The organism is Colwellia sp. MB3u-41 (assembly GCF_014076845.1).
Lineage (GTDB): Bacteria > Pseudomonadota > Gammaproteobacteria > Enterobacterales > Alteromonadaceae > Colwellia_A.
On the sequence record NZ_JACGUT010000078.1, the window covers coordinates 74465 to 88322 of the forward strand.

Below are 13858 nucleotides of genomic sequence, written 5' to 3' on the forward strand. Positions count from 1 at the left end.
GAACATGGACGTAATATGAAAATTTTATTTCTCTTATCCCTTATTTTCTTTTCTACTATCAGTAATGCTGTTGTGAAGAGGCATGATATTCCCCCTGAAAATTATGTCATAGAAAAAGCACCTGAATACCTAATTGATATGCCACATGAAGGCCATGGTGTACTAATAAATTCACAATGGATTTTGACTGTAGCACATACTATTTTTTATGATTATGTTGGCAAGGATTTAATTGTTGGTTCAAAAGTTTATGAAATAGAAAGCGTTCATATACACCCCAATTACACTCAACCTAATAAAAATTTACTTAAAGGTGATTTAGAGCCTTTAATGAGTTTTTTTAAATCTAGAAGTGATATTGCGTTAATCAAATTAACTTCACCCGTTAATGGTATAGAACCAATCAGTATGTATACGGGTAAAAGTGAAAAAGACAAAATAATTACAGTTTATGGTAAGGGAGCTACTGGGAACGGATTAACTGGTGAAGATCCTGATACTAAATCACTTCGTGTTATGAATCAGTTTCAAAATGTTGTTGAAAGCGCAGAAGGTAACTGGCTGGCATTTAAATTTGACGAACCTGCAAATGCATTATCACTTGAGGGGATGCACGGTTCAGGAGATAGCGGAGGGGCATCTGTTGTATTTCAAGACGGTGTGCCTATTTTGATAGGTTTATCAAGTTGGCAATTGGGGCATGGCGATATATCTTCTTTTAAAGGTGGTTTGTATGGTACTACTGCTTATCAAGTTAGGGTGTCAAATTACAATGACTGGATATTGGGTGTACTGGGTAACTAACAACACGCCCTGAGGTGGACAACAAGTCAACTTTAGCTATTTATTGCAAACTTTAACAAGGGCGAACCTCTTCGTTTTAGAGCCTCTAAGTACTTTGACTCATCGTAGGGTGTATTGGTTTTCCAGCACCTAAATACTATCCTGATCCACTTGAAAGCAAGCGATCTTATGATGCTATTATGTGGTTTCCCTTTGCTCTTTTGTTGCTCATAATAAGCCTTTGCCCAAAATGAATAACGTATTGAAAATCCAGCCCATTCCACAAAGGTTTGCCTTAAAAAGGTCGGGCAACTGTATCGCCAGTGTGTCCACATTTTCTTTCCGCTTCGCTCAATAACAGGCGCAATACCAGCATACTTTTGCAGTTCACTCGCATCCTCATAGCGTTCTCTATTACTCCCAAAAGCCACGAATAATCTTGGCGAAAGTTGTGGGCCAGCACCTGGTAAACTATCAAAAATCACTTTATCATCTTGTGATTTATAGGCCAGTTTTATGGCCTTATCTAATGTCTCAATTCCCTTTAGTAACACCCTGTACTGTACGATTAGCACTTCCACTAATAATTGGTTCGGCTCTATTATGCCGATATCTTCAGATAATGGCATTGCACTTTTAATACTTGAAATACGTGCATCATTTACATGAGCATAATGTGAATTATGGCTATTGAAAAAGTTTAAGAGTGTTTTTTTTCGTGCTCTTTTTGCGTGAGCTAGTGACGGCCATTTACTGATGAAATCGCAGAAGATAAAGGTATCTTTTTCTTTAAACCATTCAAGTGCTTGTGGGTAGTAATTCTTTAGTGTAGCTGTTATTTTATTGGATAAATTTACGCTGTCTTGTACCAAGTTACGTCGATACTCGACCAACTGAGTCAATGAACGTATCGACGCTGACTCGGGTTCAATGACGGTGAGCTTGTCCATGTGCAGTGTAAGTATTTCGACTTGAATAAGTGCATCAGAAGGGTCATCTTTCGCGTTACTTGGCGTAAAGGCTTTACGGTAATTAGCTACGGATGAAGGGTTAATGGTAAATAACGTGAGATGGCTATATTTTGCTAAGGCATAAATAAGAGGGCCTTTTTTGAGTTCGCAAGCAATAGCAATTTGTTGATTTGGGTAGCGCTGTTTAAGGCTCATAGCCCAATTATGTAACGCTTCGGGTTTACTCTTAATAATGCAATAGTGGTACTTTTGTGTATGACTGGGATGTTCACATATATCGTGTTTGGTATCTGCCCAATCGATGCCAATTAAAGCAGCGAAATCATTAATATTATATGCTTTCATTTTGCAGCTCCTTTGAGTAAAGTTATAGGTGGAATGTGCTTAAATCTCTTTTCTCGCAGGTCTTATAGATAGTCGTGGTCGGCAATCCCTGAGTATGCGTTTTGAAATGAGTTGCTCTGTTGACTCGAACGTCTTGTTATAAACATTGAATGTTTGCCGTTAAATATTCGTAACCAACAGAAGCATGTTCCACTTAATATAAGAGTAAGTTACTTTATTAGATTAAGTGGCTTGGTCGAACTATAAGCTGTTAAACAAGGACAAAATACAGTTGGCTTTTGCTCCTTCGTCGCTTATTCTAGCCAACCATATTATTGCCTGTTAACAGGGCGTTATGCGCTTAATCAATATTGAGGATGTACGATTTGATTTTAGGAAGTAAAACTTTAGAGAAGCTTCGAAATCTTATAAATGAAGAAACTGAATATAGATCAGGTCCTAAGATCATTCAGTTTTTTAATGAGTTAGGTTTTGACGATATATATGCACAAGGCTTTCCTTCTCGGTGGGTCTTTACAGATGCGAAATTAAATACCATCAATGGCACTCCAAATCTTGATAAGTGTATAAAAAACTTATTTTCGCCTATTAGGTTTATTGAAGCTCCCGAAAAATTAGATCTCCATATTTTTGAGTTTAATAAATACCTAGCATTTGATAAATGGAAAGTTGTAAGAAGCAACGCTGAAATATCTTTTCAAAAGTTAGGTAAAGTTGAATTTAATGTTCCTAAAGAAAAGAATGAAGAAAAGGGTTTCCTAAACCAAGAGTTTAAAGATTTAAACCTGTCTAATTTGCAATTAGACCACTCAATAACAAGTGTTCTTGAATATAGAGTGAAAGAAATAGAGAGTTGTTTTTCTGCTAATGCACCTTTGTCAGTCATTCTTTTAGCTGGTAGTACACTAGAGGGTATTTTACTTGGAATTGCAATCAGGAATCCTCGGTTATTTAATTGTGCGAAAAGTGCACCTAAAAATAAAGAACAAAAAATAAAGCAATTTCATGAGTGGTCTTTAGCTAACTTTATTGATGTCTCAAAAGAGGTTAACTTATTACACAACGATGTGCATAAATTTAGCCATGCTCTCAGAGATTTTAGAAATTATGTACACCCATTTGAGCAAATGAGTACGGGGTTTAACCCTACAATGCATACAGCTAAAATTTGTCTACAAGTATTGAAAGTTGCTATATATCAGCTAAATGAGAATATTCAGAGTGAAAGCGCATAACAAGGTATTTAAACGGAACAAAAACAGTTGGTTACGATTCGCTTCACTAAACACTTTAGCCCACTATTTTTGTCCGCTTAATGCGGCGTTATCGATACAAAATCTAATCCGAAGTATGCCTTATCTTTAAAAGCTAATGTCCGTTCTGTGGCATTAGTTAGCCTAATCACTCAACACTAAGTCGTTCAATTTTTTGCTTGTAAATGATCAAATGCTTAAGACTTCTTTGTGCGCAAAGGGGAAGTTAGCAACTCGTTAACCCGTATGTCCGCTTCAAGCTCATTGCTGACGTTGGTATTTTATACCTGAACACTAACAATACCACACAGGGAATAAGTGTCAGCAGTGCCTCGGGTTATATTTTGTATCAATAAGGCTCTAATTGATGGAGAAAAATAATTCTTCGATATGTGACACAAGATGAAACCGATTGAACTGCTACGTGTCGGAGTTTATTGCCTTAGTTGGAAATGTTCTCGAAAGCCAATTCTTTATGATCATCACTAGCTTTTTCGGTGTAGCCATATGGATCATATGCTGACTATTTTGAATCGCTGCTACATCTGAATTTTGTTTATCTTTGATAAAACTAGCTATACCAAGATAAGTTAATTTATTCATTTCTTCAAAACATTTCTGGCTTGGGTTTCCTATACCAATGAAGAAGTTTTTTGTTTGTTCTGGTATATGATTAATTGCAATTGCAGGTGCTTCTATTCCAGAATAATATCTATCTTCTTCTTCAGTGAAAAACTTTCCTAAAACGCTTAAGTCAGCAAATGGTAAATAACTACCATCGCTATTTTTAACTCTTTGCGTATTATAAAAATTGTCTTGATAATGAAGTATATCAATAGTTGCGTAACCTAAGTCAGGGCATATTTCGAGGTGACTATCCATATAATTTAAATCTTGAATTGCCTCCATATAAATCAAGCCTTTTACTCTCTCAGGAAAATGTCTTCCGAGATGATTTAACTCTCCTCCTGCAAAAGAGTGACCTGCAAAAATAGCTCTATCAATATTCATTTTATCTAAAACGGTGATAATATCTTTAGTTAATCTAGTTGTTGAAAAATTATTTTTTCTAGATTCAGAGTTTCCATGACCAACACGGCTTATACCTATAACCCTATATGAATCTGTAAACGAGGAGACTAATGGATCAAAAGTATGGGCATTAAGAGCAAGACCAGCCAGAAATACAAGAGGTGTGCCTTCTCCTCCCCAATCAACCACTTCTAGCTTTATTTTATCATCCATTTCCACGTAATGAATTTCGTGCGGTGTTTTATCTAACCACTCCTTAGAGTGAGCGGTGCTTAGAACCAAAATACATAGATAAACTAGCAGTGATAGTGTTTTCATTACTTATTGTCATTCCTTTGTTTGATTGGGGGTATTATAACTAACGTCTGTTAAGCTGCAATTGAATAGTTAACTGTATTTCCCCTTTAACAACTTAAATATTCTTATCATGAATATGACACGAGATTCATTAAAGAAGGGGCAAAGCAATTACAGGTGATGTTTCTAAGTCATCCCAATGCAACTTCGTGACTGGCGGCTTTGGTGGCTAAGCGGACTATTTATAGTGATAAATTCACGACTAAATTAGGTCAGGTTTGTGGCATTTAACGACATTTTAGTGATATTGTTTAAGAAATTGATTTATAAATAAAAACGCTACACATGTGCTACAAATGACATACTTAACTTGTTAGTGTTTTATTTGAAAGTCATTAATAGGGTGTTAGGTGCTGTGCGTTAACTTTACACATTGGAGGTGTTATGCAACAAGGTAAATTAATTTGGCATGTAGCTTGTGATGAGTCTGGTGTTGGAGGGCAAAAATATTATGGGTTTGGCTCTCTTTGGATGAAATACCAAAGACGAGGCGACTTTGTAAGTAAAATACGAGAACTCCGTCAAAAACATAGATACCACAATGAAATAAAATGGCAAAAAGCACATAAAAAAGATTGTGCGGAATTTTACAAAGAGCTAATTGAGTTGTTCTTTAAACATCAATGGCTTGCTTTTCACTGTATTGTTATACGTAAAGGTATGGTGAATAAAGAATTTCATGATGGTGATTATGATTTAGCCATGAGAAAGCACTTTACCAAATTGATGACGACTAAAATGTTTGCTATAAAAAAAGCACATATTAATCGAACATGTGAGTTCCGTGTTGAAGTTGATCCCATAGCTTCAAGGTATAAAAAAGCCGATGAATCATTCCATATAATCGCTAATCGTATATTGAAAAGAGCTTATAAAGGTGATGCGCCAATTAAGTCAGTAGTTGAAAAAGACTCGAAAGAGTCTGAAAACATTCAAATTTCTGACTTTTTGCTTGGCGCAGTAATGAGTGCATTCCAAGGTGATGCTTCTTCTCCAGCTAAATTAAAAGTAGCCGAACGGATCGCTAATCATTTAGGGTGGGAGTCATTAGGTTATGATACTAAGCCCTTTGAACGAAAGTTTAATATCTGGTACTTCCATGATCCTACAAAAGGTCCTAGGGAAGTGGAAACTAGAGATGTTACCTTAAAATACAAATTGCCAAATCGCACCTAAGGCGTTCAAACGGACAATGATCCTTCGTCGCTAATTTTAGCCAACTATATTTTGCCTGTTAATAGGGCGTTATCGATACAAAAACTAATTCGAAATTAACTTTAGCCTTTTAGTGCTAATGTCTGCAAAGTGGCCAGCCTGTGTAAAAACTCATTGTTGTTTGTATAAATTTTAAAATACGTTTTACAGCTTAGTTTGTTTATTTTGGATGAGAGTCGAATTTAAAATAAAAAGATAAGGCTAGAGCCTTATATCTTGGCCTTTATGGCGTTCATTAACCCTTCAATACCCATTATGTTTAACATTCGCTTGAAGTTATAAGCCAGAACATGGAGATTCATTTCGGTTCGGACGTTTTTAAATCGACGAGTGAGTAAATGCGTCATTCCCATCCAACACTTAATCGTACCGAACGGGTGCTCGACACTCTGTTTTCTAATTAGCATCAAGTCTGGCCGTTTTTTCATTAACTTATCCATATTGTCTATTCTGTCTTGATGCTCCCATCGAGTTATCTTTCTTGGTGTTGCACTTTTGGTACATTGTGGCTGCAAGCTACACTGTCGGCAATCTTTGACTCTAGCTCGATAATGCATCAAATATAAATCACGATCTTTTGTCATGGTTTTACCTGGCATTAACTGACTGTTGTTGGGACAAATATAAACATCTTTTTCTTTATCATAGGTAAATTTAGAACGATTAAAGATGCCTTTTTTATCGCTACCTGAGGTATCTCCCTTTGGTACAAGTGGTGTCATACCGGCATCTTGTGTGTCTTTGATATCTTGGCCGCTGAAGTAACCCTTGTCTGCGATAACTGTTAGGTCTTTTCTTTTTAGCGCGTGTTGAGCTAAAACCGCTGTAGGACAGAGTTGGCCTCGGTCAGTGGTATTGGTCACTTCATGTGCAACGATGAGATGATGCTTGGTATCAACAGCACTTTGAATGTTGTAGCTGACCACTCTCGTCATACCTTGAGTTTTCATCAACCTTGAATCAGGATCAGTGGTGGATATTTGTTTTTCTGGGTGGTCTTTGACTTCTTTTTCTAGTATTTTTAATTCAGCGAGTTTTTGTTTTAAATTGCTAATAGTTTCTTGCGTTGCCTTGATTGTTTGGGGGCTATGTTGCTCTTCATCAGCTCTGTCTAGTTTTTCTAAATAGTTACTAATATGTTTTTCAACTCGCTCAATATGAAAGGCCATTTTCTTTGGGGTGTAATTGTTATCTTTGTTGTTGCTCGCTTTAAATTTACTGCCATCAATAGCAATCTCGCCTTCATCAAACATATGAAGTTGTCTACATAGCTGAACGAATGTACGGCAAACATGCTTAATTCCCTTAGCATTATTTTTCCTAAAGTCAGCAATGGTTTTAAAATCTGGAGCAAGTCGTTCAAGTAACCACATGAGTTCAATATTTCTATTCGCTTCAACTTCTAATCTTCTAGAGGATTGGACTCGATTAAGATAACCATAGAGATAGAGTTTTAACATGACAGCAGGGTGATACTTAGGACGGCCAGTAGACTTGATGATCATGCCCGCGAAACCTAACGCTGCTAAATCCAATGCCTCAATAAACACATCAATAACTCTGACAGTATTTTCAGCAATAACAAAGTCATCGAGAGATTCTGGAAAGAGTGTAGATTGGGAGCGGTTAACACCTTTAATAAAGCCTGACATGACACTTACCAATAAAGATTAACTTACTGATAAGTATAGCAAACGTGTGTTTTGTTTGTGGATGAGGTTAAGACCGATTGATCATAACTAGCAGGTGGTTATACGAAAAAGTGATCAAAAGGTTTTCACACAGTCTGTGGCAAAAGTGTGCGTTAGTGGTGTTCAATATATCCAAAGATGACAGGTCTATTAAGATCGAATTATTGTGGCAGGGTTAAATGCAACTGGCTGGCTTAGGTAAATGCAATTAGGTGGAACTGATAATAGAGATTTTCCAAATAAACACGAATAACTGAGAATAATAATGAAAAATGTTTAAGACAAAGTTGTTAAAGTTATCTTTAATGATTCGAAATAATCAGAGTTTTACTGTTTTTGACAGACAGCTTCAATCTCAAAGCAGCCGTTTATCTTTAGGTACGACCGTTACAAAATCTCGTTGATAAGCTATCAATGGAGTTTGTTAGGATATCTATTGATAGTTAGAGCCGTAGATTTTGAGTAAATTTAAAATGAATCTTGCGGACAATTCACTAATAATTATTTATCACGCTCTAACATTCAAAATATAATAACTATTTGTATAATGACGATAAGTTTTAAAGCCTGTATTATTAAAACATCATTAATCAACCAGTAAATTACAATCCATTGATATGAAATTAGAATTCGTTATAGGTGTAACAGGCCATAGAGATATTAGCGTAGACGATAATACTTACGTTAAAGAAAGTTTTAAAAATTATATATTGAATATAAATAAGTCTCATCCAAATATAATTATCAGAGTTTTAACTGGTCTAGCTGTCGGAGCGGATAGGTTGGTTGCTGCCGAAATTTTAGAGTTAAACAACCCTCATATATTATGCACAGGGGTCCTCCCATTAAAAGCTTCTGAATATCTCAATGATTTCGATGAAGGTGAAAAAAAAGAATTCCAAGAACTTTTAAGGCTTTTTAAAGAAAGAAGCTTCGAAATAGTTGAATTAACAGAAAACTCATCACGGCCTGAGTGTTATCAAAACTTAGGGACATATATATTAAATAAATCAGATGTTCTCGTTTCTATTTGGGATATGAATAAAGTAGAAGGCTTAGGTGGTACTTATGACATTACTAGATTAGCGTATGATAATAATAGCTATACAAAAGCAAATGACTTTTACGGATATGAAAAAAAACCTGTTTATGTAATACCTTGTAACCGCGAGAACAAGAACTCATTAAAGTTTGAACGTCAACCTGGTTACTTAATCAACATTGAAGATAAATGTCTTGGAAAAGAGCCTAACTCCCTTATTTTTACCCTTTCACAATTAAGTAGTTTTCAAGATGAAATTTCGAACTATGATTTGAAAACAGCTCAAATATATGCGCCAACCGAACAACTAGACTCATATATTTCATCAGATGCAGATAGGTTATCAAAGTATTTCGGGGTCTTTGATTTATTAGCTAATCAATCACAGAAAAAAGTTAACTTTTTTCATATTTCCCTCGCATATTTGACATTTTTTATTGCATGCACTTTTTTAGTTTACGCTAAGCTTTTTCCTGAAAAGTTTATATTAGGGCTTTACTTAGGGCTATTCGTGTTCGGGTTTACCAGCTTTAAACTGCTAACGCCAAATAAAAGAAAAGAAGATTATGCTTTATTTCGATTAATATCAGAAAGTTTACGGTTAGAGTTTTTTATGATCCAATCTGGAGTAGTAGATTCATTAGGAAATAAGTCTATAAGTACTTTTTTAAATACGAGAGGCTCTAAGTTTGATCAGGCTATAAAGTCTGTCTTAAGACAAGCAAGTACTCTTGGAGGTACATCAAAATCTAAAGAAAATGCAAAAGAAGCACTTTTAGATTGGTTCTTGAACCAGCATAGCTACTATAAAAAATCATACTCAAGGCTACATAATAAGCATCATAAAATAGAAAAACTAGTTAAGGCTTCTATTTATTTACCCATTATTCTTTTATCCATAGTTTTATTTCCATCAATTTACTATTCACTTAAATCAATATTTATTTTGGGTGTGTCAGGCAAGGTATGGGCAGTATTTATATCGGCGTTGATTCCTGTCATTGGACTTGTTTTTGAACAATTAGCTCTCAACAGTTCAATAAAAGAGCATATGCAATTTTCTTTTCAAAAAGTTATATTTTTAGAAAACGTAATCAAAAAAATAAACAGTCTTCCTGATGACTCATCATATGATGAAATAGCCATGATTGCCTCTCAAGAACTATCTGAGGAACACAATCTCTGGTTAAATATCACCAATATGAAAACATTAACAACAGCGCATGGCGGTTAAGAAAATATGAACATGAACGCATTTATTAGCCATTCATCTAAAGATAAAGTTAAAGCAGATGAGTTAGTGGCACACATAGAAAGTGAAGACTTAAACTGTTGGATTGCACCCAGAAATATTCCTCCATCAGCCAGTTATGCAAAAGAAATAGTCAAGGGAATTGATAGTTGTGAGTTTTTTATACTTTTACTTTCGGAAAATTCTAATAGTTCTGATGCAGTTGCCGGTGAAGTCGAAATGGCTTTTAACAGAGGGAAGCCTATTATTCCAGTAAGATTGAGTGAAGTGAGTGCAGGTGCTTCTATAGAGCTTTTTATATCTAGAAGTCAGTGGGTGGATGCTTTAAATCAGTCACAGTTCGCTCTAGCTAAAAAAAAGCTAGTCCACGTTTTGCGAAATGAGAGTATAAGTATAGATGAACCCATAGCTCAAGGGATTAAAAATAGGCTCGTAAAACGAGGTGTAGTAAGCCTTATATTGTTGTTGATAGTGTTTTCTACATACAATTATTATAGTGAATCATTGAAAAAAAAAGAAATTATCAGATCAAATAATAAAGGAGTAGATGCAGGTCTTATTTCTTCTAAATATCCCTCACCATTAAATACTCAGCTAGAAATAGCAAAGCTGAGACTTGATAATTTTAATGACACATTAAATAAAGATGAAATCAATAAGTTAAAGAATGACAAAAACCATGCTCAAATATCAATTGGCAATGCATTAATGTTAAACGATATAGCTAAGTTAAGGTATTTTTATGAGAATGGAGTTCCATTTGATGTATTAGAAAAACCCTATCGTACAAACCATTTGAATAAAACACCATATTTTGTAGATGCTTTGGCAGAAGCCAAGCCAGATGCTTTAGATTTTATTTTAAGTAAAGGTTTGATAAGTTTAACAAAAACTTATAACGTTGAATTTGATATAAGACTACACCCCCAAATATTATCTAAAGCTGGAGAGTCATTTAAATGGATAAAAGAATCTCTTGAAAATCAAAAATATCCTCCAACTTATATTAAAAACAATATTCATACTATAAGAGGGTTAAAGTTGACAGATTCGTTCATTGAAGAAATTAAATTATCTTTTATCAGCGATAAAGAGCTAGAAGTGCTAGGTTTGACAGAACCGCCTAAATTAGATAGGCAGGCACGCAAGGCCGATTTAGCTAAGGCCCTCGATTCGTACATAGAAGAAAGTAAATTATCTTTAAGCAACGAAGGGGCACGCTTGGCAGAGCGGCATAAATTAGAGAACCAAGCGTTCAGGAATAATTATTCATTAATGCAAGACTTGCTTATGATTCCAAAAGAACCTGTGCCTTTACATTCAGACTCTACATTTAATGGGACTATTTTAGCTTATATTAAAGAACTAAATAACAACGAAAATATTATGCCTCTTATATCAAAATATTCTGATGGAACTACATTAAATTTCGAAATTCAGATAGATAAAAAAATTATACTCAATTATATGTAACTCTTTTCAGAAACTATATCCACAGCAGGTTTAGACTTGACGTTAGTGATTATAAAATAGCGTCCACTAAGCCGTTTTTAATAGTAGTTTTAGTTTCTGTAATTTATTACTTTAACCGTAAAAACTAACTTTACAATAATGGGTTATGTTGTAATTATTAACTAGCTTATGTGATTTTTTTAATCATTTTAATTATCAAGTAATTAATAGCGACAATGAAATTCCTGTTGTTAGTTTAACCCACCCTTTAGGTAACACAGTAATAACATTTCTATGCCGGTTTTTGGGGAAGATCTCCATAGAACTAATACTTTATTACCACCTGAGTTTAAAAAGGTGAATAACCGCCATGGTGGCTTTTGCGACTGTCAGGATAGGTTAAAACCTATAAACTCAAAGTGTATATTGAGTTTGAAGCACTACAAATATTATGCTAATTTTCTGCTTCATTTGCTTTCCAAATTGGTTCTTCATCTTCCCACCAGACAATAGTGATGTAATCACCATTGTGATAATGAAAAGCGTGTTCATGAACTACAATATGTGAAGCACTATCATTTCTACACCAAACGCTACCATCTAAAGTTTTAGCCGATTGATCTTTTGTGTTATTAAAAATCAAATCGAAAACACAAGAGTCAATAGGAGCCGTTTGTGGTGGTGAAAAGTTGTAATGTAAATCCGAATTTTTTGAAAAGTATTTACGTTTACCATTAGAGTCATAGCAAGCGAAGAAACCCATGTGATAATTAATGGAAATTGTCTTACGCAAAGAAGCCATAAAACTCGTTTTAAAAGAGTCTTTTATTAAGCCAACAGTATCAAGAGTTAAAGGACTGTCTTTTATGATGTCTTTAACTAGGTAGCTTGGCATGAGAAGCTCCGATGCAAAACTATTAGCAATTTTTTCTTTAGGATCTAAACTTTTGCATCTTGAGTTCATATCATCATGTGAGCATAAGTTACCAATTTTACCCCGGTCTTTGAACCAGTGGCCAAGTTCATGTCCGATAGAAAATCGCTGTCTTTCTCTATCTGATTGACTGTTTACAGTGATTATAGCTTGGTCACCAACGCCAATAATTCTGGCTTCACACCCTGTTAAAGGTTCTCTTTTTACAAAAGCATCTTTATAAAATGCAATTGCTTCGATATCAATTTCAGAAGGAGAGGTAATACCAAGTTCACCAACGTATAAGTTATTAACTTCTTTTATAACGACTTTACTCATCGAGCTTAACTTCGCCTAACTCAATCAAGTTATCAATTATACTGATTGCTTCTTCATCTGATAAATCTTGGCCGTCTCGGAATGCTAAAGTTGTTTTACCTGTGATTAATAATTCAATCAGATAGTCTTTAGCATCAACTTGTTTTTTAGATAAAAACTCTACAATTTTTGTTTTTTTTGATTGATGTTCGTTCTGGTTATCTAATTGTAAACGTGCATTTTTTAATTTGTTTTTCTTTGCCAACAAAATAGCATTTGAAGTAATAATATCGAAAGTGTTTAATTTTTCATCAATGTTAATATTTAATGATGAAAGCTCATCATCTAGTTCACTATCATCCATAGTAAAGATTGAATCATATGATGATTTTTCAATGTTATTTATTGTGCTTTTATAGTTCATACGCTTGCTGCCTCCGTGCGAATTTGCTTTCGTTTTCTCATAAATCGTTTATATGTGGTGTCGTATCTTTTTCTATCACCATCGAACATGATATCTGAAATTTCTTTAGCTTTAACACCTTCTCCTATCAGTTCTATCATCGACAAAATTTCTGTGTCATCACCGAAATGGTCCATAATTAGTTGATGTTTAAATTCGTCTAATGAGTCGTTTTGTTCATCATTTATTTCGGTATTAATTTTATTATTAACAGAGTGAGCATTATCTTCAATACTAGTAGACATATCTCTTAGTTGTTGGCTTTTGGATTTAAGCCTTGCATTTCCCACGCTCTTCATTGCAGTGTAAAGCGAAATAACTATCTGTATTTCTTTAGCTGCTTTTCTTGAACCTGATAATAGTCTTGTGATTGCTTCTTGAAATAAATCATCACCTTCACATTCTAGTGAATAATCACGACAATATTTCATCCCAAATAATAACAATTTCTTTTTATCCGACTGACTTAAACTTGATATGGCGATGATAAATTCATCAACGGTATAATAAGAATATTCCTTCTCCATACTTCTATCCTTTTAAGGCTCCAAATAAATAATTTTCTGGACATGTCCAGAAAAATTAATTTCCCTGCCTATATAAATTAGAGACCAATTCATGTTGGTTAACGTTTGTATTTAATCACAAAGGTACATCAGTAGAAACAATTTTTTCAAGCAAGGAAATACATCTAGTTGTTGGAGCTTAAACTGGTTTTTAAAAATAATAAGCGTGTTTTTTTGGGCTGATAGTGCTCATATTTAAGCAATA

Annotated in this window: 11 protein-coding genes; 5 read left to right on the forward strand and 6 right to left on the reverse strand. The window is 34.5% G+C overall.

From position 1 onward, the window contains the following. Positions 1-15: 15 nt before the first annotated feature. A complete protein-coding gene (locus H4J73_RS10950) occupies positions 16-804 on the forward strand; it encodes a trypsin-like serine protease (RefSeq protein ID WP_182223536.1) in 789 nt (262 codons plus the stop codon). Positions 805-836: 32 nt separating this feature from the next. Here the strand turns inward: H4J73_RS10950 and H4J73_RS10955 are convergent, their stop codons facing one another. Then, a complete protein-coding gene (locus tag H4J73_RS10955) occupies positions 837-2099 on the reverse strand; it encodes an IS110 family transposase (RefSeq protein WP_182223535.1) in 1263 nt (420 codons plus the stop codon). A gap of 365 nt (positions 2100-2464) precedes the next feature. On the opposite strand from H4J73_RS10955, the gene H4J73_RS10960 reads away from it, so the two are divergent. Next, positions 2465-3334, forward strand: a complete 870-nt coding sequence (locus tag H4J73_RS10960; RefSeq protein ID WP_182223534.1) for a hypothetical protein — start codon at positions 2465-2467, stop codon at positions 3332-3334. 438 nt (positions 3335-3772) lie between these two features. Here H4J73_RS10960 and H4J73_RS10965 read toward each other — a convergent pair whose 3' ends face one another. After that, complete coding sequence (locus H4J73_RS10965) at positions 3773-4702, reverse strand: alpha/beta fold hydrolase (RefSeq protein ID WP_182223533.1); 930 nt, start codon at positions 4700-4702, stop codon at positions 3773-3775. 423 nt (positions 4703-5125) lie between these two features. Between H4J73_RS10965 and H4J73_RS10970 the strand changes: the two genes are divergently transcribed. Then, a complete protein-coding gene (locus tag H4J73_RS10970; protein ID WP_182223532.1) occupies positions 5126-5917 on the forward strand; it encodes a DUF3800 domain-containing protein in 792 nt (263 codons plus the stop codon). A 248-nt stretch (positions 5918-6165) separates the two neighbouring features. On the opposite strand, the gene H4J73_RS10975 is transcribed toward H4J73_RS10970, so the two are convergent. Then, positions 6166-7608, reverse strand: coding sequence for an IS1182 family transposase (locus H4J73_RS10975; RefSeq protein WP_182223531.1), 1443 nt, complete (start codon positions 7606-7608; stop codon positions 6166-6168). Positions 7609-8264: 656 nt separating this feature from the next. Here H4J73_RS10975 and H4J73_RS10980 point away from each other — a divergent pair. Continuing rightward, positions 8265-9923 carry a hypothetical protein gene (locus H4J73_RS10980; RefSeq protein ID WP_182223530.1) on the forward strand — a complete coding sequence of 553 codons (1659 nt, stop codon included), beginning with the start codon at positions 8265-8267 and terminating at the stop codon, positions 9921-9923. 12 nt (positions 9924-9935) lie between these two features. After that, positions 9936-11414, forward strand: coding sequence for a toll/interleukin-1 receptor domain-containing protein (locus H4J73_RS10985; protein WP_182223529.1), 1479 nt, complete (start codon positions 9936-9938; stop codon positions 11412-11414). 433 nt (positions 11415-11847) lie between these two features. Here H4J73_RS10985 and H4J73_RS10990 read toward each other — a convergent pair whose 3' ends face one another. The 3 genes from H4J73_RS10990 to H4J73_RS11000 are packed head-to-tail and all read right to left on the reverse strand — an operon-like array spanning position 11848 to position 13614. Further along, the gene (locus tag H4J73_RS10990; RefSeq protein ID WP_182223528.1) at positions 11848-12645 is read right to left on the reverse strand and encodes an ImmA/IrrE family metallo-endopeptidase; all 798 of its coding nucleotides are present in this window, start codon (positions 12643-12645) and stop codon (positions 11848-11850) included. After that, positions 12638-13048, reverse strand: a complete 411-nt coding sequence (locus H4J73_RS10995) for a hypothetical protein (RefSeq protein ID WP_182223527.1) — start codon at positions 13046-13048, stop codon at positions 12638-12640. The genes H4J73_RS10990 and H4J73_RS10995 overlap by 8 nt, the downstream gene beginning before the upstream one ends. Then, the gene (locus H4J73_RS11000) at positions 13045-13614 is read right to left on the reverse strand and encodes a hypothetical protein (RefSeq protein WP_182223526.1); all 570 of its coding nucleotides are present in this window, start codon (positions 13612-13614) and stop codon (positions 13045-13047) included. Before H4J73_RS11000 ends, H4J73_RS10995 begins: the two co-directional genes overlap by 4 nt. Between the last annotated feature and the right edge of the window lie 244 nt (positions 13615-13858).